The 22,380-nt window shown below is 71.5% G+C and carries 20 protein-coding genes; 10 read left to right on the top strand and 10 right to left on the bottom strand.

What is annotated here, in order from left to right:
* Positions 1-10: 10 nt before the first annotated feature.
* Positions 11-1,975, top strand: a complete 1,965-nt coding sequence (locus F9B16_RS03700) for a sensor histidine kinase (RefSeq protein ID WP_151538381.1) — start codon at positions 11-13, stop codon at positions 1,973-1,975.
* A 268-nt stretch (positions 1,976-2,243) separates the two neighbouring features.
* On the opposite strand, the gene dapF is transcribed toward F9B16_RS03700, so the two are convergent.
* Positions 2,244-3,068 (bottom strand): diaminopimelate epimerase, encoded by an 825-nt coding sequence (gene dapF / locus F9B16_RS03695; protein ID WP_151538380.1) that lies wholly within the window; start codon positions 3,066-3,068, stop codon positions 2,244-2,246.
* Between the two features lie 30 nt (positions 3,069-3,098).
* Complete coding sequence (gene miaA, locus F9B16_RS03690; protein ID WP_151538422.1) at positions 3,099-3,989, bottom strand: tRNA (adenosine(37)-N6)-dimethylallyltransferase MiaA; 891 nt, start codon at positions 3,987-3,989, stop codon at positions 3,099-3,101.
* 126 nt (positions 3,990-4,115) lie between these two features.
* Between miaA and F9B16_RS03685 the strand changes: the two genes are divergently transcribed.
* Entirely contained in the window at positions 4,116-4,328 is a 213-nt protein-coding gene (locus F9B16_RS03685) for an antitoxin (protein ID WP_151538379.1), read from the top strand.
* On the opposite strand, the gene F9B16_RS03680 is transcribed toward F9B16_RS03685, so the two are convergent.
* Together F9B16_RS03680 and miaB are read right to left on the bottom strand one after the other, a co-directional pair.
* Positions 4,325-5,077, bottom strand: coding sequence for a class III extradiol ring-cleavage dioxygenase family protein (locus tag F9B16_RS03680; protein WP_151538378.1), 753 nt, complete (start codon positions 5,075-5,077; stop codon positions 4,325-4,327). The genes F9B16_RS03685 and F9B16_RS03680 overlap by 4 nt on opposite strands.
* 7 nt (positions 5,078-5,084) lie before the next feature.
* Positions 5,085-6,632, bottom strand: a complete 1,548-nt coding sequence (gene miaB / locus F9B16_RS03675; protein WP_151538377.1) for a tRNA (N6-isopentenyl adenosine(37)-C2)-methylthiotransferase MiaB — start codon at positions 6,630-6,632, stop codon at positions 5,085-5,087.
* A gap of 248 nt (positions 6,633-6,880) precedes the next feature.
* On the opposite strand from miaB, the gene F9B16_RS03670 reads away from it, so the two are divergent.
* The 5 genes from F9B16_RS03670 to F9B16_RS03650 all read left to right on the top strand — a co-directional run bounded on the left by F9B16_RS03670 (position 6,881) and on the right by F9B16_RS03650 (position 12,479).
* Positions 6,881-7,603, top strand: a complete 723-nt coding sequence (locus F9B16_RS03670; RefSeq protein WP_225991328.1) for an amino acid ABC transporter ATP-binding protein — start codon at positions 6,881-6,883, stop codon at positions 7,601-7,603.
* A gap of 39 nt (positions 7,604-7,642) precedes the next feature.
* Positions 7,643-8,512, top strand: a complete 870-nt coding sequence (locus F9B16_RS03665; RefSeq protein WP_151538375.1) for a glutamate ABC transporter substrate-binding protein — start codon at positions 7,643-7,645, stop codon at positions 8,510-8,512.
* 106 nt (positions 8,513-8,618) lie between these two features.
* Entirely contained in the window at positions 8,619-9,302 is a 684-nt protein-coding gene (locus F9B16_RS03660) for an amino acid ABC transporter permease (protein ID WP_151538374.1), read from the top strand.
* The gene (locus F9B16_RS03655; RefSeq protein WP_225991324.1) at positions 9,299-10,309 is read left to right on the top strand and encodes an amino acid ABC transporter permease; all 1,011 of its coding nucleotides are present in this window, start codon (positions 9,299-9,301) and stop codon (positions 10,307-10,309) included. Before F9B16_RS03660 ends, F9B16_RS03655 begins: the two co-directional genes overlap by 4 nt.
* A gap of 178 nt (positions 10,310-10,487) precedes the next feature.
* Positions 10,488-12,479: a S9 family peptidase gene (locus tag F9B16_RS03650; protein ID WP_151538373.1), complete on the top strand. Its 1,992-nt coding sequence runs from the start codon at positions 10,488-10,490 to the stop codon at positions 12,477-12,479.
* 163 nt (positions 12,480-12,642) lie between these two features.
* Here the strand turns inward: F9B16_RS03650 and F9B16_RS03645 are convergent, their stop codons facing one another.
* The 4 genes from F9B16_RS03645 to recA all read right to left on the bottom strand — a co-directional run bounded on the left by F9B16_RS03645 (position 12,643) and on the right by recA (position 17,983).
* Complete coding sequence (locus tag F9B16_RS03645) at positions 12,643-13,581, bottom strand: trypsin-like serine peptidase (RefSeq protein ID WP_151538372.1); 939 nt, start codon at positions 13,579-13,581, stop codon at positions 12,643-12,645.
* Between the two features lie 53 nt (positions 13,582-13,634).
* A complete protein-coding gene (gene rny / locus F9B16_RS03640; RefSeq protein ID WP_151538371.1) occupies positions 13,635-15,206 on the bottom strand; it encodes a ribonuclease Y in 1,572 nt (523 codons plus the stop codon).
* A gap of 438 nt (positions 15,207-15,644) precedes the next feature.
* The gene (locus F9B16_RS03635) at positions 15,645-16,235 is read right to left on the bottom strand and encodes a regulatory protein RecX (RefSeq protein WP_225991323.1); all 591 of its coding nucleotides are present in this window, start codon (positions 16,233-16,235) and stop codon (positions 15,645-15,647) included.
* Between the two features lie 605 nt (positions 16,236-16,840).
* Positions 16,841-17,983: a recombinase RecA gene (recA, locus tag F9B16_RS03630; RefSeq protein ID WP_151538369.1), complete on the bottom strand. Its 1,143-nt coding sequence runs from the start codon at positions 17,981-17,983 to the stop codon at positions 16,841-16,843.
* A 244-nt stretch (positions 17,984-18,227) separates the two neighbouring features.
* On the opposite strand from recA, the gene F9B16_RS03625 reads away from it, so the two are divergent.
* The 3 genes from F9B16_RS03625 (at position 18,228) to F9B16_RS03615 (ending at position 20,760) form a co-directional block, all read left to right on the top strand.
* Positions 18,228-19,097 carry an ATP-grasp domain-containing protein gene (locus F9B16_RS03625; RefSeq protein WP_151538368.1) on the top strand — a complete coding sequence of 290 codons (870 nt, stop codon included), beginning with the start codon at positions 18,228-18,230 and terminating at the stop codon, positions 19,095-19,097.
* A gap of 185 nt (positions 19,098-19,282) precedes the next feature.
* Positions 19,283-19,600 (top strand): hypothetical protein, encoded by a 318-nt coding sequence (locus tag F9B16_RS03620; protein WP_192808608.1) that lies wholly within the window; start codon positions 19,283-19,285, stop codon positions 19,598-19,600.
* Between the two features lie 2 nt (positions 19,601-19,602).
* A complete protein-coding gene (locus tag F9B16_RS03615; RefSeq protein WP_151538367.1) occupies positions 19,603-20,760 on the top strand; it encodes a glutathionylspermidine synthase family protein in 1,158 nt (385 codons plus the stop codon).
* Positions 20,761-20,793: 33 nt separating this feature from the next.
* Here the strand turns inward: F9B16_RS03615 and F9B16_RS03610 are convergent, their stop codons facing one another.
* Both F9B16_RS03610 and F9B16_RS03605 read right to left on the bottom strand, forming a co-directional pair.
* Positions 20,794-20,988: a DUF3046 domain-containing protein gene (locus tag F9B16_RS03610; protein ID WP_151538366.1), complete on the bottom strand. Its 195-nt coding sequence runs from the start codon at positions 20,986-20,988 to the stop codon at positions 20,794-20,796.
* A 9-nt stretch (positions 20,989-20,997) separates the two neighbouring features.
* Positions 20,998-22,305: an alpha/beta hydrolase gene (locus F9B16_RS03605; protein ID WP_225991322.1), complete on the bottom strand. Its 1,308-nt coding sequence runs from the start codon at positions 22,303-22,305 to the stop codon at positions 20,998-21,000.
* Between the last annotated feature and the right edge of the window lie 75 nt (positions 22,306-22,380).

Here is a 22,380-nt window from a genome sequence, read left to right as displayed (position 1 = left end):
GGGAGCCGCCATGGACACCGCCGGGCACGGCCGCGGGCACGCGGCACGCGCGGCGGTCCCGCTCGCCCTGGCGGCGGTCCTGGCCGTCGCCGCGACGCTGCTGCTCGGCACCCGCCTGCCCGCCGGCACGCGGCTGGTCTGGTGGCACCCCGAGATCGTCATCGCGCTGTTCTGGACGCCGGTGGCCGCCGCGCTGCTGCGCAAGCGGGCCGGGCTGCGGGTCGGCTGGCTGATGCTCGGCTCCGGGTTCAGCGCGGCCGTGTACGTCCTGGTCCTCAACCTCGCGCCGTGGTTCACGCTGCACGGCTGGGCCGGTGCCGCGTTCCTGCGGTGGCTCGGCACGTGGCTGTGGGCCGTCGACACCTACGCGCTCACGCTGGTCCTGCCGCTGATCTTCCCGGACGGGCGGGTGGTGACGCGCTGGTTCCGCCCCGTGCTGTGGCTCGCCTGGCTGGTGCCGGTCGTCGTGTGCGTCCACCTGACGGTCGACCCGGGCGCCCGCCGGTTCCACAACGGCGTGTCGGTGTACCCGTTCGAGGAGATCCCGGTCCCGATCAGCGTCCTGATCCTCGGGACGCTCGCCGGGGGCCTGCTGTCGCTCGTGGTCCGGTTCGCCCGGTCCGCTCCGGACGTGCGGCGGCAGATCGCGTGGGTCGTCTACCCCGGCGTGATCGCGCAGGCCGTGATCTTCGTCGGGGAGAACAGCGCGATCGGCGACCCGCTGCGCGACCTCAGCATCGCGGCCGTGCCGATCTGCATCGGGATCGCCATCCGCCGCTACCGGCTGTACGACATCGACCTCGTGGTCAGCCGGACGCTGGTCTACGCCGGGCTGGTCGTGGTGATCACCGGCGTGTACTTCGCCCTGGTCGGGGCGGCCGGCCTGCTCGCGCACGGATACGGGACGCTCGCCGGGCTCGCGGGCGCGATCGTCGCCGGCGCGGTGTTCGAGCCGGTCCGGCGGCGGCTCCAGCGCGCCGTGGACGGGCTCATCCACGGCGAGCGCGACCCGTACCGGATCGCGGACCGGCTGAACCGGCGGCTCCAGACCGCCGTCGACCCGGCCGCCGCGCTCGCGGTCGCCGCCGAGGTGGCCCGCTCCGCGCTGCACGCCACCGGCGTCGTGATCGAGGTGCTCGACCGCGAGGGCCGGACGGTCTCCGCGGAGGACGGCGTGCTCGGCGACCGCCCGCAGCTCGTCCCGCTGGTGTGGCACGGCGAGCCGGTGGGCCGGCTGCTGTTCGGCGTCTCCCGGCCGCCGGACGCCCGGATGTCGGGCATCCTGGCGCGCAACCTCGCCGAGCTGGCGAACGCCGCCCGGCTCACCGCGGACGTGGCGCGCTCCCGCGAGCGCATCCTGCGCACCCGGGAGGAGGAGCGCCGCCGCCTGCGCCGCGACCTGCACGACGGCCTCGGCCCGACGCTCGCCAGCCTCGCGATGACGGTGGACGCGGCACGCATCACCCTGAAGACCGACCCCGAGGCCGCCGACGCGCTGCTGGAGAACCTGCGGACGATGATGGGCCGCACCATCGGCGACATCCGCGAGCTGGTGTACGGGCTGCGCCCGCCCGCGCTGGACGACCTCGGGCTCGCGGGCGCGATCCAGGCGCTCGGCGGCGTCGTCGCGACGGGCGACGGCCCCCGGGTGGACGTCCACGTCGAGGGCGATCTGGAGCGGCTGCCCGCCGCCGCCGAGGTCGCCGCGTACCGGATCGTCCAGGAGGCCCTGACGAACGTACACCGGCACGCCAGGGCCGACTCGGCGGTGGTGCGGCTTTACCTGAACGGCGATCTGCACGTGACCGTCGACGACGACGGCGTGGGGCTTCCCCCGCAGATGCGTTCGGGGATCGGCATGTCGTCGATGCGCGAGCGCGCGGCGGAACTCGGCGGCTCCTGCACGGTGGGTCCCGGCCCGAAGGGCGGGACGCTGGTCCGCGCGCGGCTGCCGGTCAACGGCGCCCGCGGCTGAGTCCCCCGCCGGCCGTCCCGTGCCTCTCCCACGTCCCGTACCTCTCCTGGTGGGAGGGCCGGTGACCGCCCCCCGCCAAGAAGGTCGCCACCGGCCCTCGGGCTCCGTACGGCGCCGGGGCTCCCATCCCGGTCCATACGGGCCATTCACCAGAGGGTGTGCAAGAGAGAACTTACGCGGTGCGCGGTCCCGTTGCGGAGGGACACTTGTCCCGATCGATCCGGGACCGCGACGGAAGCACCGTCTGCCCTGGTCAGGGCCGAGTTCGTCAGATCCAGCCGGGCCGGGTCTCGCCTTCGGCGACCAGGACGGCCGGGCCCCGCAGGTGGCTGGTGCGGCCGTCGAGGGTGACGGTCAGCCGCCCGCCGGGGACGTCCACGGTCCACTCGCCGGGCCCGGACTCGCCGGCGGCGGCCACCGCGGCGGCCACCGTCCCGGTGCCGCAGGAGCGGGTCTCGCCGGAGCCCCGCTCGAACACGCGCATCTCCAGGTGCCGGTCCCCGACAGGGCGGTAGAACTCGACGTTCACGCCGTCCGGGTAGACCGCGGGGTCGAAGTCCGGAGCGCGGGAGAGGTCCAGCGCGGCGACGGGCCGGTCGGTGCGGCACGCGAGGTGCGGGTTCCCCATGGACACGCGCTCGCCGCGGAAGACGGCGCCGCCGATCGAGGCCTCCCCCGGGCCGAGCGCCACGGGCGCGCCCATGTCGACGCTCACCTCGCCGGACGCGCCGAGCGTCACCCGCTTGAGGCCGGCCCGCGTGGCGATGTCCCACTCGCCCGGGGCGGCGAGGCCCGCGTCGACGAGGTAGCGGGCGAACACGCGGGTGCCGTTGCCGCACATCTCGGCGATGCTGCCGTCGGCGTTGCGGTAGTCCATGAACCACTCCGCGCCGCTGAGCAATGCATCGTCGGGTCCCGCGCCGTCGAGGTCCATCGCCTTCGTCCGGACGACCCGCAGCACGCCGTCCGCCCCGATGCCGGCGCGGCGGTCGCACAGCCGCGCCACCGCCTCCGCCGTGAGTTCCAGCGCGCCGTCCGGGTCGGGCAGGATCACGAAGTCGTTCTCGGTGCCGTGCCCCTTAACAAACCGCATTCCCCGATCGTACGGTCTCGGCCGGGCGGCTCATCCGACGAGGCCGAGGGCCCGCTCCAGCAGGTCGGGGGCGTCGTGGGGCAGCCAGTGGACGCGGGGGTCGCGGCGGAACCACGACTCCTGGCGGCGGGCGAAGCGCCGCGTCGTCCGGACGGTCTCCTCCTTGGCCTGCTCCTCCGTCCACTCCCCGGCGAGGAACCGGAGGACCTGCGCGTAGCCGAGGGCGCGGCCGGCGGTCAGGCCGTCGCGCAGCCCCCGCTTCTCCAGGGCGCGGACCTCGTCCACCAGCCCCGCGTCCCACATCCGCTCGACGCGCAGCGCGATGCGCTCGTCCAGCCGCTCGCGCGGGACGCTCAGCCCCACCTGGACGACGGAGCCGTAGCGGTAGGCGTGCTCGGGCAGCGTGGCGGTGAACGGGCGGCCGGAGATCTCGATGACCTCCAGCGCGCGGACGATCCGGCGGCCGTTGCTCGGCAGGATCGCCTCGGCCGCCGCCGGGTCCCGCTCGCGGAGGCGGGCGTGCAGGGCGGCGCTCCCGTCCCGTTCCAGCTCGGCTTCGAGACGCGCCCGGACGGACGGGTCGGTCCCGGGGAACTCCATCCGGTCCAGCGCGGCCCGCACGTAGAGGCCGGACCCGCCGACCAGGACGGGGACGCGCCCGCGGGCGCGGATCCCGGTGATCGCGCCGGCGCTGAGCCGCTGGTACTCGGCGACGCTCGCGGTCTCGGTGACGTCCCAGACGTCCAGCAGATGGTGCGGGACCCCGCGCATCTCGGCGGGCGTCAGCTTCGCCGTGCCGATGTCCATGCCGCGGTAGAGCTGCATCGAGTCGGCGTTGACGGCCTCACCGCCGAGGCGGAGCGCCAGTTCCACGGCGAGGTCGGACTTGCCCGCGGCCGTCGCCCCCACGACCGCGATCACATCTGGAGAGGTCACGCCTGCAATTGTGGCAACAGATTGGGTATGGCCCTGCTTGTACGGGCTCCGCGCGAGGCCGCTCGAGGCCGCGGGGAGCCGCCGAGCCGAGGGATCCGGGGGGGAATCGCGATGTCCTTCGTCGACAAGGTCAAGGAAATGCTGGGCCAGCACTCCGACCAGGCCAAGAAGGGCGTGGACAAGGCCGGGGACATGTTCGACCAGAAGACCGGCGGCAAGTACGCCGACAAGGTCGACAAGGTCCAGGACAAGGGGAACGACTACATCGACCGCAGCAGCGAGGGCGGTACCGGTGGCGAGGCCGGCCCGAACGAGCCCCGCTAGGACGTCCTGAGGCCTTCCATGGACCAGCTAGCGACGAAGTAACCGACCCCGTAGGGCGCCTCGTCCGCCAGTAAAGCGGCCGCCGTCGCGGCCGTGGCGGGCGGAGCGCCTTCGGCGTCCATGGCCATGGCGGCGCCTGCGAGCACCTGCCACGCCGCGCGTCCGGCCGCCTGGAGTTCCGCGGAGACGCCGGGATCCAGCGCGGCGAGGGCGGTGGCGTCGGCTTTGCCGAGCGCGCGCGCGACGCCCTCGTCGTAGCCCTGCGCGCGCGTGTCGAGATACCCGGGCGCCTTCTCCGTCCGGCACGCGGATCCGTCGCCCATCACCAGCAGCGCGACCCGCGCCGCCGAACCGGCGAGTTCCGCGCCCAGCCGCAGGCACGCGTCCGGATCCGCGTCGGACGCGACGGACTGGTAGCGCGCGTCCGCGGCGAAGCCGTGCCGTTCGAGAAGCCAGTACCCGATGGTGAGGGACAGCGGCAGCGCCTCGCCGCCGTACCCGTCCGCCAGGTCGACCGGGCTCGTCCAGTCCAGCCCGTACGGGCGGAGGGTCGCGTAGGCGCCGGCCCCGTAGGCGCGCGTTTCCGCGGCCCCGCCGACGACGATCAGCGCGTCCGCGTCGCGCGCCCCGAGCCGGCCGACGGCCTCGTCACAGGCCGCGCGCAGGCCGTCCAGTTCCGGGGCGGCCCCCGCCGCGAGAGCGGGCACGAGGATGGGCGGATGCGGGCACACCGCCGCCGAGATCAGCACCGGACGATCATGCCTGGGTCGGAGCGGGGGCGGCGCATCCGGACACGGCGGCCTGGCTCTGCGCGGGACGGCCGATGGTCGGCATGCCCAGCGAGACGCCCTTCGGGCCCTCGCCCTGGCGCGCCTCCCACGCGTCGCCCGCCCGCGTACGGCGGACGTTCTGGACCGGCTTGTCGGCCACCAGGTGGTGGGGCGCCGCATAGGTCACCTCTACGGTGACCATGTCGCCGGGACGGACGGGCTCGTCCGGCGCCTGGAAATGCACCAGGCGGTTGTCGGGCGCGCGGCCCGACAGGCGCCGGGTCTCCTCGTCCTTGCGCCCCTCGCCCTCGGCCACGAGCACCTCAAGGGTGCGACCGAGCTGCTTCTTGTTCTCCGCCCAGGAGATCTCCTCCTGCAGCCCGACCAGCCGCTCGTACCGCTCCTGCACGACCTCCTTGGGCAGCTGGCCGTCCATGGTGGCGGCGGGCGTCCCGGGGCGCTTGGAGTACTGGAACGTGAACGCCGACGAGAACCGCGCCTCGCGCACCACGTGCAGGGTCTGCTCGAAGTCGGCCTCGGTCTCGCCCGGGAAGCCGACGATGATGTCGGTGGTGATCGCGGCGTCCGGGATGGCGGCGCGCACCTTCTCGATGATGCCGAGGTAGCGCTCCTGCCGGTACGACCGGCGCATCGCCCGCAGCACCGCGTCCGACCCGGACTGCAGCGGCATGTGCAGCGACGGCATGACGTTCGGCGTCTCGGCCATCGCCGCGATCACGTCGTCGGTGAAGTCCTTGGGGTGCGGCGAGGTGAACCGGACGCGCTCCAGGCCGTCCACGTTGCCGCACGCGCGCAGCAGGCCCGCGAAAGCGGAGGACCCGTCCGCCGTCATCGCGCGCACCTCGTCCGGCGCGGCGGACAGCGCGCCGAAGCCCGAGCCGTAGGCGTTGACGTTCTGCCCCAGCAGCGTGATCTCCAGGACGCCCTCGGCCACCAGCGCCTCGACCTCGGCGAGGATCTCGCCCGGCCGGCGGTCCCTCTCCTTGCCGCGCAGCGACGGGACGATGCAGAACGTGCAGGTGTTGTTGCAGCCGACGGAGATCGACACCCACGCGGCGTAGGGGGACTCGCGGCGCGTCGGCAGCGTCGACGGGAAGGTCACCAGCGACTCTTCGATCTCGACCTGCGCCTCGCTCTGCACCCGCGACCGCTCCAGAAGCGCGGGAAGCGCCCCGATGTTGTGGGTGCCGAACACCACGTCCACCCAGGGGGCGCGCTTCACGATCGTGTCGCGGTCCTTCTGCGCCAGGCAGCCGCCCACGGCGATCTGCATGCCCGGATGACCGTCCTTGACGGGCCGCAGATGCCCCAGGTTCCCGTAGAGCCGGTTGTCGGCGTTCTCCCGCACGGCGCAGGTGTTGAACACCACCACGTCGGGCTCCGCCTCGCCCGCGCGCACGTAGCCGGCCGCCTCCAGCAGGCCGGACAGCCGCTCGGAGTCGTGGACGTTCATCTGGCACCCGTAGGTACGGATCTCGTACGTGCGGGGGCTCGTCTCCATAGGCGCACTCATGACGGTCCCAAGCGTACGCGCCGGAGGGTGCGCGCCGGGCACGGATGATCACGCTGCGGTGCCCGATCCACCCGCCGAACTGCGCAGTCGTGATCGGATCGGTACCGCGACGGGACCAACGCGTACAACCGCATGACGTAGAGTCCGACCGCATGACGGACAGCGAAGGCGGGCCCGACCTGACCAAGGGGCAAGGGCCGGAGGACGCCATCACGCAGGCCGCCGCAACCGGCACGGGACCGCTCGTCGTGGTCGAGCACGTCCACAAGCACTTCGGCGAGCTGCACGTGCTCAAGGACATCAACCTCACCGTGGACCGCGGCGAGGTCGTCGTCGTCATCGGCCCGTCGGGCGGCGGCAAGTCGACCCTGTGCCGGTCGATCAACCGGCTGGAGCCCATCGACGGAGGCCGGATCCTGGTCGACGGCAAGGAGCTGCCCAAGGAGGGCAAGGAGCTGGCACGGCTCCGCGCGGACGTCGGCATGGTGTTCCAGTCGTTCAACCTGTTCGCCCACAAGACGATCCTCGAGAACGTCACGCTGGGGCCGGTGAAGGTCCGCAAGCAGGGCAAGCAGGAGTCGGAGAAGCACGCGATGGAGCTCCTCGAGCGCGTCGGCATCGCGAACCAGGCGGCCAAGTACCCCGCCCAGCTCTCCGGCGGGCAGCAGCAGCGCGCCGCGATCGCCCGCTCCCTCGCCATGAAGCCGAAGGTGATGCTCTTCGACGAGCCCACCTCGGCGCTCGACCCCGAGATGGTCAACGAGGTCCTCGACGTCATGACCGGCCTGGCCAGGGAGGGCATGACGATGATCGTGGTGACCCACGAGATGGGCTTCGCCCGCCGGGCCGCGCAGAAGGTCGTGTTCATGGCCGACGGCCAGATCGTCGAGGAGAACACGCCCGACGAGTTCTTCACCAACGCGCGCACGGACCGCGCGAAGGACTTCCTTTCCAAGATCCTCACGCACTGAGCCGCGGGGCTCCTCAGAGAAGCAGAGGTGTGACGAGTAATGCGATTCAAGCGTTTCGGCGCTCTGATCGGCGCGGGCCTGGCCCTGTCGCTGGCCGTGTCGGCCTGCGGCAGCGACAAGGAGAAGACCGAGGCGAAGACGGTCGTCCAGAAGGCCAAGGAAGACAAGAAGCTGACGATCGGCATCAAGTTCGACCAGCCCGCCCTCGGGCTGAAGAAGCCGGACGGCACGTTCGCCGGCTTCGACGTCGACGTCGCCCGGTACATCGCCAAGCAGCTCGGCGTCCCCGAGAGCGGCATCACCTTCAAGGAGACGACCTCCGCCAACCGCGAGTCGTTCCTCGGCGGCGGCCAGGTCGACCTGGTGGTGGCGACCTACTCCATCACCGACGCGCGCAAGCAGCAGGTCACCTTCGGCGGCCCCTACTACGTCGCGCACCAGGACACGATGGTCCAGGCCAAGAACACCTCCATCAAGAAGGCCCAGGACCTCAAGGGCAAGAAGCTGTGCCGCGCGGCCGGGTCGAACTCCTTCCGCCGCGTCACCGAGCCGCCGCCGGACGGCAAGCTCAACATCAAGGGCGTCACGCTGGTCGACGCGAACAGCTACTCCGACTGCGTCAGCAAGCTGAAGTCGGGCGCGCTGGACGCGGTCAGCACCGACGACCTGATCCTCGCCGGCTTCGCCGCGCAGCAGCCCGGCCAGTTCAAGGTCATCAACGACCCCTTCACCGACGAGAAGTACGGCGTCGGCATCAAGAAGGGCGACAAGGAGACCTGCGAGGCGGTCAACGCCGCCATCCAGAAGATGTACCAGGACGGCAGCGCCAAGACCTACCTGGAGAAGAACTTCACGGGCACGGGCCTGAAGCTCAACACGACCGTCCCGCAGATGGAAGGCTGCGCCTGATCCCAGGCTGAGGCTCCCCCTCGGCCGGTGCCTCCCCGGGGACGCGCTCCCCGGGGAGGCACCGGCGTGGACTCGACCGGCTGGAACGCTATGGAACAGCTAAGCAATGTTTGACTTCAGCGCCTTCTTCGACCACTTCGACGAGATCCTCCAGGGGTTCTGGGCGACGATCCGCCTGGCCGCGGCGTCGGCGGTGCTGTCGCTGATCATCGGCACGCTCCTCGCGAGCTTCCGGGTCTCCCCGGTGCCGGTGCTGCGGTCCTTCGGCACGGGCTACGTCAACATCGTGCGCAACACGCCGCTGACCCTGGTGCTGCTGCTGTGCGCCCAGGGGCTCAACGACACGCTGCACCTGACGTTCTCGTCGAACTCCTCGACGACGTACTACTGGTGGGCGGTCCTGGGCCTGTCGGGCTACACCGGCGCGTTCGTCTGCGAGACGCTGCGCTCGGGCATCAACACGGTGCCGCTCGGCCAGGCCGAGGCGGCGCGGTCGATCGGGCTGACCTTCACCCAGTCGCTGCGGATGATCATCCTGCCGCAGGCGTTCCGCTCGGTGATCGCGCCGATGGGCAGCATCCTCATCGCGATGATCAAGAACACGACGGTCGCGGCGGCGGCCAGCTACGCCGAGGTGGCGCTGGTGAGCAAGACGCTGCTGGACGCGCCGACCTTCACCGGCGGCGCGATCCCGCTGTTCATCGGGGTGGCCGTGGGCTTCATGATCCTCATCCTGCCGACCGGGTTCTTCTTCGGCTGGCTGGCCAAGCGGATGGCGGTGGCGCGGTGAGCAAGGAAGCGACGGTCCTCTTCGACGCCCCCGGCCCGCGGGCGCAGGCGCGCAACCGGGTGATGACCGTCGTGTCGGCGGTCGTCCTCCTGGCGATCTTCGCGGCCCTGGTCTGGCGCTTCAACGACAAGGGCCAGTTCGCGGGCGAGCTGTGGAGCCCGTTCGTGAAGTGGACGGTCTGGAAAGAGCTGATCCTTCCCGGCCTCGGCAACACGCTGAAGGCCGCCGCGGTCGCCGCCGTGCTGGCGATGCTGTTCGGGATCGTGTTCGGCCTCGGCCGGCTGTCGGACCACCGGTGGATCCGGATCCCGGCGGGCGCGGTGGTCGAGTTCTTCCGGGCGATCCCGCTGCTGATCCTGATCTTCCTGATGTTCTTCGTGCCGAACAAGATCAGCCCGTCGATCGCCGACTCGCAGTTCGGCACCCTGCAGCGGGTGCTGGTGGACGACTTCTTCTCGCTGTTCGGCGTGGAGATCAACGCCGGGACGATCATCGTGCCGGCGTTCGCCGCGGTCGTGTTCGGCCTGGTGCTGTACAACGGCTCGGTGCTGGCGGAGGTCGTGCGTGCGGGCGTGCTGTCCATCCCGAAGGGGCAGGCGGAGGCCGCCTACTCCATCGGCCTGCGCAAGAACGGCGTCATGCGGCTGGTGCTGCTGCCGCAGGCCATCCGGGTGATGATGCCGGCGATCGTGAGCCAGCTCGTCGTCCTGCTCAAGGACACCGCGCTCGGGTTCATCATCGCCTACGGCGAGCTGCTCAACGCGGGCTTCAACCTGATCCCGGCGAACTACCACAACAACAAGATCCAGGCCGGGATCGTCATCGCGATCATCTACATCGCGATCAACATGGCGGTGAGCCGGTTCGCGACGTGGCTCGAGGGCCGCGGCCGCCGCAACCGCAAGACCGGCGGGACGACGCTCGGCACCGGGGTCGGCACGCCGCCGGCGCCCGGGATGTCGGTCAAGGACCGGACGGCGGGCGGGACGGGGTCCGCCTCGATCTGACCAGCGCCGCAGCAGGGCGCGGGGCGCCACCGGTCACCGGTGGCGCCCTCCGCTTTCCCGGCGGCCGCCGCGCGCGCGGCGGAGGGTCGGCGATCACCCGTGACCGGCACATATCTTTCCGAAGTCAAAGCGCCCGTCATGGCCCCAACCGATCCCCGTATGCGGGACGATTCCTGGTATGACCGCTCGTGCGACCCTCCCCTACGGCTCCTGGCCTTCCCCCATCTCCGCGGCCGATGTGGCCCGCGCCCGGCTGCGCCTCAGTTTCCCCACCGTCGCGGGTGATGACGTGTGGTGGCAGGAGACCCGTCCCGAGGAGGGCGGGCGTACGACGGTCATCCATCTGAAGGGCGGTCACCGTACCGAGGTCCTCCAGGCTCCCTGGGACGCCCGTACGCGCGTGCACGAGTACGGCGGGCGGTCGTACCTGCCGGTCCGCACCGCTGACGGCGTGTCCCTGGTGTTCTCCAACTACGAGGACCAGCGCCTCCACAGGCTGGACGAGGGCGACCCCAAGCCGTACCCGCTCACCCCGGAACCGGCCGTCCAGGCGGGGCTGCGCTACGCCGACTACGTGCTGTCCCCAGACGGCACTGAGATCTGGTGCGTGTGCGAGGGGCACATCGCCGAGCCGCCCGAGGGCGGGGACACCGCCGCCGGGATCCGCCGCGCGATCGTCGCCGTCCCCCTGGACGGCAGCGCCGCCGACGACGCCGGGGCCATCCGCGAGCTCGTGACCGGTGCGCACTTCTACGCCTCGCCGGCGCCGTCCCCGAGCGGCGGGCACCTCGCCTGGGTGCAGTGGAACCACCCCCGCATGCCGTGGGACGGCACGGAGCTGCGCGTGGCGGCCATCGAGGACGGCACGACGGTCGCGCCCCGCACCGTCAAGGGCGGCCTCACCGAGTCCGCCGTCGCGCCGCTGTGGCGCGACGACGAGTCCCTCTACGTCATCTCCGACTGGCCCGGCTGGTGGAACATCTACCAGGTCGGCCTGCACGGCGAGTCCCCGCAGGCGCTGTACCCGGCCGAGGAGGAGTTCACCGGGGCGCTCTGGCAGCTCGGCGGCATGCCGTACGCGCTGCTGGAGGACGGGCGCCTCGCCGTCCTGCACGGCGAGGGCGACATGCGGCTCGGCATCTACGACCCCGAGACGCTCGACCTCGTCGACCTGGAAGTGCCCTACGAGGACTGGCACCCGCAGCTGTCCGCCGACGGGACCACGATCGTCGGCATCGCGGGCGGCCCGGACCTGCCGACGTCGGTGGTCCGCGTCGACACCACCACGGGCCGCGTCGAGGGGCTCCGCCGCGAGCTCGCCGAACTGCCCGACGTGGCGTACCTGTCGAAGCCGCGCACCGAGCGCCTCGAAGGCCCGTTCGGGCGGCCCGTCCACGCGTACGTGTTCCCGCCGACCAACCCGGAGGCCGCCGCACCGGAAGGGGAGCTGCCGCCCTACGTGGTGTTCGTGCACGGCGGCCCGACCGGCCGCGTCTCCAAGGACCTCGACCTGGAGCGGTGCTACTTCACCAGCCGCGGTATCGGCGTCATCGACGTCAACTACGGCGGGTCCACCGGGTACGGGCGCGCCTACCGCGAGCGGCTGCGCCGCCAGTGGGGCGTGGTGGACGTAGAGGACGCCATGGCCGCCGCCCAGGCGCTCGTCGACGGCGGCATAGCGGACCCGGCGCGGCTCGCCATCCGCGGCGGCTCCGCGGGCGGCTGGACGACGCTCGCCGCCGCCACCCAGACCGGCCTGTTCAAGGCCGCCACGTCCTACTTCGGGATCAGCGACCTGCAGAGCTTCGCCGCGGCCACGCACGACTTCGAGTCGCACTACCTGTTCGGGCTGATCGGCCCGCTGCCCGGCTTCGAGCGGGCCTACGAGGAGCGCTCGCCGCTCAACCGGGCCGACCGGACGGCGTGCCCCGTGCTGCTCCTACAGGGCCTCAACGACCCCGTGGTGCCGCCGGACCAGTCCGAGCGGTTCGCGGTCGCGCTGGCCGCCAAGAAGATGCCGTACGCCTACCTGACGTTCGAGGGCGAGTCGCACGGCTTCCGCCGCGCCGACACCGTCATCCGGTGCCTGGAGGCCGAGCTGGCGTTCTACGGCCAGACCCTCGGGTTCGAGCCGCGGGGCGTCGCTCCCATCGACCTGACGGTGGCCTGAGCCCCCGTCCCGTCCGCCGGCGGCCTCCGGGCCTCGGCGGACGGCACAGGCGCTCCGGAACACCGGGCCGGACGGGCGCAGGCCGGGCCCAGCGGGCCCGGGCCGTGCGGGCGCAGGCCAAGCGAGTGCGAGCCGGGCGGGGTGCGGGTCAGGCGGGTGCGGGTCAGGCGGCGCGCTTGTCGGCGGCGGCGCGCAGGTTGTAGACGTCCTTGTCGAAGTACGCCGAGAACGACCGGTCCGCCGTCCAGCCGCCGCCGTGGAAGCCGCCGATCACGCCGTTGATGTCGCCCTTCTGCGTCGTGTAGCTGTAGTTCAGCAGCCACGGGCTGCCGCTCGTGCCGCCGTAGAAGCCGGTGCAGTCCATCCGGATCTGGTACGTGGACTGCCGCGCCGTCGTCGTCCGGCAGTAGATGGGCCGGTCGCGCGGGTCGAAGGCGATCTTCGGGTAGCCGGCCACGTTCACCGTCTTGCCGACGCCCTGGTTGATCGCGAGCCGGTTGTAGCCGACCGCCTTCTGGATGGTCTTGCCGCTCCGGTCGTTCAGCGCGATGAACCCGAAGTCCAGGTCGGGGTCGGTGCTGGTGATCCAGCGCTGGTCGACCAGCAGCATCTTGGCCGTCCACGTGCCGTAGGGGCGCTTCCCCTGGTCGTACTTCGGGACGAACGCCACCTTCGTCGCGTACTGCTTGCCCTTGCCGCCGTGGATGCAGTGCGCGGCCGTGATCAGCAGCCGCTGCGACGAGCTCTGCACGACGCTCGCCGTGCAGAAGTGGTCGCCCTGGCCGTTGTTGAAGAACAGCGCGCCGATCGTCGGCACGCCGCCGAACGCCTTGGACTGCGCGATCGACTGCGCGGTCAGCGTCCGCCCGGACGCCGCGCCGCCCGGCCGGTCGATGGGCGTCGCCGCGGCCATCCGCTTCGCCGTCCAGTAGCGGGACGCGTCGCCGGCGTCGGCCGCGCTGATCCGCATGCTCGCGGACGTGTCGGCCACCGTGCGGCCCTGGGCGTCGCCCTCCGTGTACCAAACCGTCGCGGCCCCCGCCGCGACGATGCCGGCGCAGGCCCCGCCCGCGGCCGTCCACCGCATCCACCGATTGCGCATCGCGCAAAACTACCGATCTCCACGCCCCCGCACAACGAGAACGATCACACCCGTCAGCGCGCGAACTCGATCGCCCGGGACTCGCGCACCACGGTCACCCGGATCTGCCCGGGATAGGTCAGCTCGTCCTCCACCTGCTTGGCGATGTCGCGGGCGATGACCTGCGCCTGGATGTCGTCCACCGAGTCCGGCTTCACCATCACCCGGATCTCCCGGCCCGCCTGCATCGCGAAGACCTTCTCCACGCCCTCGTGCTTCTCCCGGGCGATCTGCTCCAGCCGCTCCAGCCGCTTGACGTAGGCCTCCAGCGACTCCCTGCGCGCCCCGGGGCGGCTGCCGCTCACCGCGTCCGCCGCCTGCGTGAGCACCGCCTCGACCGTGCGGACCTCGACCTCGTTGTGGTGCGCCTCGATCGCGTGCACCACGTCCTCGTCCTCGCCGTACCGGCGCGCTATCTCCGCCCCGATGAGCGCGTGGCTGCCCTCCACCTCGTGCGTGAGCGCCTTGCCGATGTCGTGCAGCAGCGTGCACCGCTTGGCGACCTCCACCGGCAGCCGCAGCTCGCTCGCCATGATCCCGGCGATGTGCGCGGACTCGATGAGGTGCTTCAGCACGTTCTGCCCGTAGGACGTCCGGTACCGCAGCCGGCCGAGCAGCGCGATCAGCTCCGGGTGCATGTCGGCGATGCCGACCTCCACGAGCGCGTCCTCGCCGGCCCGCACGCACCGCTGCTCGACGTCGCTGCGGCTGCGGTCGTAGACCTCCTCGATCCGCTGCGGGTGGATCCGCCCGTCCAGCACGAGCTTCTCCAGGGTCAGCCGCCCGACCTCCCTGCGCACCGGGTCGAAGCAGCTCAGCAGCACCGCCTCCGGCGTGTCGTCGATGATGAGGTTCACGCCGGTGGTGGTCTCGAACGCGCGGATGTTGCGGCCCTCGCGCCCGATGATCCGGCCCTTCATCTCGTCGCTCGGCAGGTGCAGCACCGACACGACCGACTCGGCGGTCTGCTCGCTGGCGACCCGCTGGATCGCCAGCGTCACGATCTTGCGGGCGCGCTTGTCGCCCTCCGCCCGCGCCGCGTTCTCGATCTCCCGGGTGATCGGGATGGCCTCCCGCTTGGCCTGGTTCTCGATCGCCGCGACGAGCTCGCCCTTGGCCTGCTCGGCGGTCAGGCCGGCCGCGCGCTCCAGCACCTTGCGGCGCTCGTCCTCGACCTCGGCGAGCTCCTTCTTGCGCGCCTCCAGGGACCGCTTGGTCTCGGCGAGCCGGTCCGCCCACTCCTGGAGCCGGCGCATCTCGCCGTCCAGGCGCTGCTCCCGCTCCGCGAGCCGGGTCTCCCTGCGCTCCAGATCCTCTCTGGCGGTCCGCAGGTCCTCCCGGAGGGCCCGGGCCTCCTCCTCGGCGTCCGCGCGCGCCGACGCGGCGATCCGGTCCGCCTGCGCCTCGGCCTGCTCGCGCGCCTCCCGGGCCTCCTGCTTGGCCCGGCTCCGGATCCCGTCGGCCTCGCTCTGCGCGCGGGCCATCTCCGCCGCCGCCTTCCCGGGCACGCCGGGCCGCCACAGTATGACGATGACGAGAGCGACCAGGGTCACCAGCAGCGCTGCACCCAGCAGGACGCTCTCCATGAGGCAGATCCTTCCTCGCCGCGGGCCCGCCCGGGATCGGGGCCCTGACTAGCGAGGATTTACTCGCGCCAGGCGGACGGCCGGGTACACGGCACCGCCGGGCCGCGGGCGCGCCCCGGGAGTTCCGGCCGGTTCCGGTCGACGAACGTGTCCTGTATGCCTCTCAGCTGCTGGAACGTGCTCGGTCGTATGGCAATCCGCGAGACGCGGAGTAACTCCTCACTGCCGTAACGGTAAGCGGCATGGAGGTAATGAGCAAGCAAACCCCGGGCATTCCGGACTAACCGAACGTGCGCGTGAGTCCTTCCTTACCGCTTCCCCTGACCGCCCGCACCCCGCGCCACCTGCCCGATCGTCCGGCGCCGGAGTCAGGGAAGGAACGGCGCGCCGTCAGCCTGCCCGTCATTCCCGGCGTGTCGCCCCGACCGGAACGCCGGGTCAGTCGAACGGCGGCGGCTCGTCGGGGAAGGCGTCCGGGTCGGTGCCCTCGTCGGCGAGGGCCTCCTTGACGACCCGGTAGGACAGGCCCGGCGGGTAGCCCTTGCGGGCGAGCATGCCGACGAGCCGGCGCATGCGCTTGGCGGGGTCGACTCCCCTGGTGCCGCGGAGCTTGCGGTCGACCAGTGCGCGCGCGGTCCGCTCCTCCTGGTCGGGTTCGAGAGCCTCCACCGCGTCGCTGACGGTCTCGTCCGCGACGCCGCGACGGCGCAGCTCGGCGGCCAGCGCCCGCCGGGCCAGCCCCCGTCCGGCATGCCGGGACTGCACCCACGCCCGTGCGAACGCCTCGTCGTCGATGAGGCCGACGTCGGTGAACCGGCCGAGGACCTTCTCCGCCACCTCGTCGGGGATGTCCTTGCGCCGCAGGGCGTCCGCGAGTTGCGCGCGGGTGCGCGGTGAGGACGCCAGCAGCCGCAGGCACACCTCCCGGGCCGCGGCCTCGGGATCCCCGGGCTCCCGCCCGCCGGACCCCGCACCGCCCTTCTCACGAGCCCCGCGGCCCCGCCGTCGCTCAGCCCTACGCTCCTCCACACCCCTCACCTCCCGCATCCAGCCAAGCCGCCGTGCCCAAGGCAAGCCCACACCCGCCCCCGCACCCCGCCCGCAAGCGAGCAAGAATCAGCCACCGCGACCGACGCCGTGGTTCATAGCTGGCCATGCGCCGAACTCGACTGGCGCATTCACGACCGAGCAGGGATCAGGGACCGCAACGGACACGCAGGTTCGTGCCCAGCCACGCGCCGACCTGCCCCGCCCGCAACACGCCACCGCGAAGCAGCGCACTCACGATCGAGCGAGGACCGCGGACCGCAACGGACGCGCATGTTTGTGCCCGGCCACGCGACGACCCCGACCGTCGCGATCGCGAGCGAAGCCAAGTTCGAGCTTGCGAGAACTTGATCGCGCAGCGAGCCCCCTGGGCGAGTCGGAGCGATGCAGCGATCGCACGTATTGCCCGCCGAAGGGAGGGCCCCCAAGGCCCGACCGCCAAGGGCAATACAAGAAAACTAGAGCGACGGCGCCGTCGGGGAAGGTCCGCGCATCGGCGTGCCGGTGCGCGGTGGGGCGCCGCCGCCCTGCATACGAGATCATCGCTCACTCTTCGTCAGGAGTCACCCGGAACGGGGGATTCGCCGTCAGGAATCACCCGTGGCCTTGCCCGCCTTGGCCTTCTTCGCCGCGGTGGCCCGGCCGGTGGCGGGGGCCGGGGCGGCGACGGGGGCCGGGGCGGGGTCGGCGGCGCCGTCGACCGGCACGGCGGCCGGCTCGGCCTCCTTGTCGACCTTCGGCCCGATACCGAGCTTCTCCTTGATCTTCTTCTCGATGCCGTCGGCCATGTCGGGGTTGGCCTTGAGGAAGTTGCGGGCGTTCTCCTTGCCCTGGCCGAGCTGGTCGCCGTCGTAGGTGTACCAGGCGCCGGACTTGCGGACGAAGCCGTGCTCCACGCCGAGGTCGATGAGGCCGCCCTCGCGGCTGATGCCCTGGCCGTAGAGCAGGTCGAAGTCGGCGACCCGGAACGGCGGGGCCATCTTGTTCTTGACGACCTTGACGCGGACGCGGTTGCCGACGGCCTCGGTGCCGTCCTTGAGGGTCTCGATGCGGCGGACGTCCAGCCGGACGGAGGCGTAGAACTTCAGCGCGCGGCCGCCGGTGGTGGTCTCCGGCGAGCCGAACATGACGCCGACCTTCTCGCGCAGCTGGTTGATGAAGATGGCGGTGGTCTTGGTCTGGTTGATGGCGCCGGTGAGCTTGCGCAGCGCCTGCGACATGAGGCGGGCCTGCAGGCCGACGTGGCTGTCGCCCATCTCGCCCTCGATCTCGGCGCGGGGGACGAGCGCGGCGACGGAGTCGATGACGACGATGTCGATCGCGCCGGAGCGGATCAGCATGTCGGTGATCTCCAGGGCCTGCTCGCCGGTGTCGGGCTGGGAGACGAGCAGGGCGTCGATGTCGACGCCGAGCTTGCTGGCGTACTCGGGGTCGAGGGCGTGCTCGGCGTCGACGAACGCGGCGATGCCGCCCTTCTTCTGCACGCTGGCGACGGCGTGCAGGGCGATGGAGGTCTTGCCGGAGCCCTCGGGGCCGTACACCTCGACGACCCGGCCGCGGGGCAGGCCGCCGATGCCGAGCGCGATGTCGAGGGAGATCGCGCCGGTCGGGATCACCTCGACCGGTGCCCGCGCCTCCTCGCCCATCCGCATGACGGAGCCCTTGCCGAACTGCCGCTCGATCTGGGCGAGTGCGGTCTCGAGAGCCTTCTCCCGGTCGTTCGCTGCCATGTGAGATGTCCTTCGCGTTGTGACTTGTCGGCTCTCGGCCGCTGGTTGCGATGTCGAGGGCGACGTTACGGCGGGCCACCGACACTTTCGAGATGCGGGCGCGGTTGTGGACGACGACACCGGCCGGGGCCAGCTTACCGAACACTCGTTCGATCATCGCCCGGTGTGCCGATTCGGGTGGGAATCACCGTGCGCGCCTTGGTCCGGACCCCGTACGCTGGCGCCGTCAACGGAGGGTTCCATCATGACGCTGACCGTCCTCTTCTGCGTCGATCCGATCCACCCCCGGCGCGTTGACCCCCACTATGCACGCGAGGCCGCGGCCGTGCGGGACCACTACGGCGAGACGGCGCTGCTGGACCACGACGCGCTGCGGCGCGGGGACGTGGAGGCCGCGGTGCGCGCGGTGCCGGCGGACCTGGGTCCCGTCTGGTATCGCGGCTGGATGGTCACCGGCCCGGAGTACGCCGCGATGGCCGGTGTCCTGAAGCGGCGCGGGACGGTGCTGCTGACGCATCCCGACGACTACACGCGCGCGCACGAGCTGCCCGGCTGGCACGACACGTTCGCGGGGCTGACACCGCAGAGCGTGTGGCGCCCCCTCTCCCCCGGGCAGGATCCGGGGGACCTGAACGCGCTCGCCGAGCTCGTCCGGCCGCTGCGGCCCGGCCCCGGTGTGGTCAAGGACTACGTGAAGTCGCGCAAGCACGAGTGGGACGAGGCGTGCTTCGTCCCGGACGTGAAGAACCTCGCGCAGCTGCGCGACATCGCCGCCAAGATGATCGCCCTGCAGGACGAGTACCTGGCGGGCGGCCTGGTGGTGCGCGAGTTCGAGTCCTATGACGGCGAGGGCGAGGCGCGCGTGTGGTGGGTGGACGGGGAGCCCGCCCTGGTGGGGCCGCATCCGGACACGCCGGGCGTGGAGCCCGATCCGGAGCTGGACGCGGTCGCGCACGCGGTCCGGGCGCTGGGCTGCCGCTTCATCACGACCGATCTGGCGCGCCGCACCGACGGCGAGTGGCGGGTGGTGGAGGTCGGCGACGGCCAGGTCAGCGACCTGCCCGCGTCGGTGGACGCGATGGACCTGTACGCGCACCTGCCCGTCCCGGACTGACGTACGGCCGGGGCTCCGCACGGCATGTGCCCGAGGCGTGACGGAACCGGCATATGCCCTCTTCCGTCCCATGTTGGGCCGCCCCTAGGCTGTGGCCGCTGTTCAGCCCCCTTGCGAAGGACGTGTTCGCCTTGCCTCCTCAGGAGCCCGGTCGCCGGCTCAGTTCCCGCAGCGTCAAGGTAGGGATGGTGAGCGCCCTGTCGCTGACCCTGGTCGCCTGCGGTTCCAGCTCCACCACGGCGCGGTGCGTCGACCGCAACGCGCCGTCGGGCAAGGGCGGCTACAAGGTGGTCTCCGACAGCTACTGCGATGTCGACGACATCGACAACGGAAGCACCGGCTCCTACAACCGGTACTTCTGGTACTACGGCGGCAAGCGGGGATCGAACGGTTTCGTCTCGGGCGGCAGCCAGTACCGGCCGAGCGACGGGAAGATCAAGTCCGGGAGCGGGAAGACGCTGAGCCGGGGCGGCTTCGGCGGCAGCGGCAAGAGCGGGGGCTGACCGTGCGCCGGACGCGTTCGACGCCGAGGGACGGCTGGGCCGAGAAGGTCGAGGCGCACGGGCTGGCGTTCCACCGGACCGCGCACCCCGAGCATCTGACGCGCCCCTACTGGGACGAGTCCGTGCACTACGTCTTCGACATAGACGAGGTGCTGGCGCTCGAGGCGGTCGTCGAGGAGCTGCACGGGATGTGCCTGCAGGTGGTGGAGCACGTCGTCAGCACGGGCCGGTACCACGTGCTCGGCATACCCGACTGGGTGGCGCCCCTCATCGAGGAGTCGTGGCGGCGGCGCGACCCGCACCTGTACGGGCGGTTCGACCTGCGTTACGACGGCCATGGTCCCGCCAAGCTGCTGGAGTACAACGCCGATACGCCGACCGCGCTCGTCGAGAGTTCGGTAGTGCAGTGGTACTGGCTGCAGGACGTGTATCCGAACGACGACCAGTGGAACTCCATCCACGAGCGGATGGTCGCCCGGTGGAAGGACCTCGTGCCGCGTCTCGGCGGCGGGCCGGCGCACTTCGCATGGACGACGGACGACGAGACCGGCGAGGAGGTCATGACGATCGCCTACATGCAGGAGACTGCCGAGGAGGCGGGCCTGCCGGGCGTGGCGATCGCGATGGAGGACATCGGCTGGGATCCGGTGCGGCGCCGGTTCGTCGACATGGACGAGCAGGAGATCCGCACGCTCTGCAAGCTCTACCCGTGGGAATGGATCGTGGCGGAGCCGTTCGGGCGGGAGATCCCGGGTGCTCCGACGTCCTGGATAGAGCCGATCTGGAAGATGGTCCTGTCGAACAAGGCGCTGCTCGTGCTGCTGTGGGAGCTGTTCCCGGGGCATCCCAACCTGCTGCCGACGTATCTGAACACGCCGTCGGGCCTGACCTCCTACGTGCAGAAGCCGCTCCTGGGCCGGGAGGGCGCGAGCATGCGGATCGTCGCGCCGGACGGCAGCGAGCAGCGGACCCAGGGCGACTACGGCGCGGAGGGCTTCGTCTTCCAGGAGTTCTGCGCGCTGCCGGAGTTCGACGGCGAGCATCCGGTGCTCGGCGCGTGGGTGATCGAGGACGAGCCGGCGGGCGTGGGCATCCGCGAGACGTCGGGGCTCATCACCGATGACACGTCGTCGTTCGTCCCGCACCGCATCGCGCTGTAGCGCGGTGAACTGTAGCGCGATGAAGCGGCGGTGCTACTGGAGCCTGGAGGGGACGTCGAAGGTGGCGACGACGGCCTGCCAGACCTGCTTGGCGGGCTCGCCGTCCGCGAGGGCCTGCTCGATGGTGCGCCCGCCCAGTTCGGCCATGACGTAGTCCTTGGCCACGCTCTGGGCGTAGGCCTCGCCGAATTGCTGGTTCATCCGGTCCCAGAAGACTGTTAGGCGCACGCGTCCACGCTATCCGACGGACGGCCCGTCCAAGGACTGCGCGACCTCGCCGGGGACGGCGGGGCCGGTCCCTTGGCGGTACTGGCGGTGCAGGCCGGTCAGGTAGCGTTCGACGCCTTCGACGACGCGGGCCGTCCGGTAGGAGGGGAAGACGTCGAAGGCGTGCTGCCCGCCCTTCATCTCGGCGTAGATGACGGGCGCCTCGGAGACGTCGCGCAGCCGTTCGACGAAGCGGCGCGCCTCCGGGACGGGGATGAGCGAGTCGTGGCTTCCGTGGATGACGAAGAAGGGCGGCGCGTCCTTGCGGATGTAGGTGACGGGTGACGCCTTTGCGTACGCCTCGCGGTTCTCCTCGAACGGCAGTTTGACGACCATCTTCTCCACCAGCCGGGTGGATCCCATGGGGACGGGCCATGGGCCGGCGTCCACGAAGTTGTAGACGCCGTAGAAGGGGACGGCGCCCTGGACGGTGGTGTCCACGTCCTCGAAGCCGGGCTGGAAGTCGGGCACGTTCGCCGTGAGCGCGACCATGGCGGTGAGGTGGCCGCCCGCGGAGCCGCCCGTCACGCACAGGAAGTCGGGGTCGGCGCCGTACTCCTCGGCGTGCTCCTTGTACCAGGCCAGGAACCGCTTGAGGTCGATCAGGTGCTCCGGCCAGGTGGCGCGCGGGCTGAGCCGGTAGTTGACGTTGAATCCGACCCATCCCTGGACTGCCATGTGGTTGAGCAGGGGCAGCCCTTGTTCGCGCTTGTCGCCGATGACCCATGCGCCGCCGTGGATCTGCATGAGCCCCGGCCGCAGCCCGTCGGCGGGGCCGTCCTTCGCCGGGCTGTAGACGTCCAGCTTCAGGCGGAGCCGGCCGTCCTGGTGGTAGACGACGTTGCGCTGCACCTTCACGCCCTTGCGCGGGATCAGGCACAGGGGCGGGACGAACAGGGGCGCCAGCGGGAAGCGCGGTGCGCCGTCCGGGTCGAGGTCGAGGGGGGCTCCGCTCTCCCGGAGCGTGACGACGGTGCGGCGGGACGCCAGGATGATGGCGGCGGTCCCGGCGGCGGCGAGGACGCCGAGGACGAGGCCCGCCCAGCCGGCCCAGCCGTCCAGCCCGCCGTACGCGGCGGTGAGGGCGAGCGCGGCGATCTCGGTGACGAGCAGGTGCGGGGCCATCTCGATGGTGAGCCAGCCGGAGAAGAAGCTCGGTACCAGCAGGAGGGCGCTGCGCCTGGGGGCGTGCGCGTTGGCCGCCAGAAGGGCGAAGATGATCCCGAAGGCGAGCAGCAGGTAGGGCATCGCGACTCTCAGCAGTCTTCTCGGCGGCATGCGTCCTACCGGTAGACCATGCCCATACAAGCGCTTGCTTACAACGTGACGCGCGCCACGCCTTCGCATTCTGTC

It is taken from the genome of Actinomadura montaniterrae (assembly GCF_008923365.1).
GTDB lineage: Bacteria > Actinomycetota > Actinomycetes > Streptosporangiales > Streptosporangiaceae > Spirillospora > Spirillospora montaniterrae.
Note: the sequence above shows the minus strand (reverse complement) of the source record. Positions and strands in the feature narration are given on the sequence as shown.

Bases quoted from the DNA above. Each gene is read 5' to 3' on its own strand.
- F9B16_RS03700 (WP_151538381.1), top strand. From the start codon at position 11: ATGGACACCGCCGGGCACGGCCGCGGGCACGCGGCACGCGCGGCGGTC.
- dapF (WP_151538380.1), bottom strand. From the start codon at position 3,068: ATGCGGTTTGTTAAGGGGCACGGCACCGAGAACGACTTCGTGATCCTG.
- F9B16_RS03685 (WP_151538379.1), top strand. From the start codon at position 4,116: ATGTCCTTCGTCGACAAGGTCAAGGAAATGCTGGGCCAGCACTCCGAC.
- miaB (WP_151538377.1), bottom strand. From the start codon at position 6,632: ATGAGTGCGCCTATGGAGACGAGCCCCCGCACGTACGAGATCCGTACC.
- F9B16_RS03665 (WP_151538375.1), top strand. From the start codon at position 7,643: ATGCGATTCAAGCGTTTCGGCGCTCTGATCGGCGCGGGCCTGGCCCTG.
- F9B16_RS03660 (WP_151538374.1), top strand. From the start codon at position 8,619: ATGTTTGACTTCAGCGCCTTCTTCGACCACTTCGACGAGATCCTCCAG.
- F9B16_RS03650 (WP_151538373.1), top strand. From the start codon at position 10,488: ATGACCGCTCGTGCGACCCTCCCCTACGGCTCCTGGCCTTCCCCCATC.
- F9B16_RS03645 (WP_151538372.1), bottom strand. From the start codon at position 13,581: ATGCGCAATCGGTGGATGCGGTGGACGGCCGCGGGCGGGGCCTGCGCC.
- rny (WP_151538371.1), bottom strand. From the start codon at position 15,206: ATGGAGAGCGTCCTGCTGGGTGCAGCGCTGCTGGTGACCCTGGTCGCT.
- recA (WP_151538369.1), bottom strand. From the start codon at position 17,983: ATGGCAGCGAACGACCGGGAGAAGGCTCTCGAGACCGCACTCGCCCAG.
- F9B16_RS03625 (WP_151538368.1), top strand. From the start codon at position 18,228: ATGACGCTGACCGTCCTCTTCTGCGTCGATCCGATCCACCCCCGGCGC.
- F9B16_RS03620 (WP_192808608.1), top strand. From the start codon at position 19,283: ATGGTGAGCGCCCTGTCGCTGACCCTGGTCGCCTGCGGTTCCAGCTCC.
- F9B16_RS03605 (WP_225991322.1), bottom strand. From the start codon at position 22,305: ATGCCGCCGAGAAGACTGCTGAGAGTCGCGATGCCCTACCTGCTGCTC.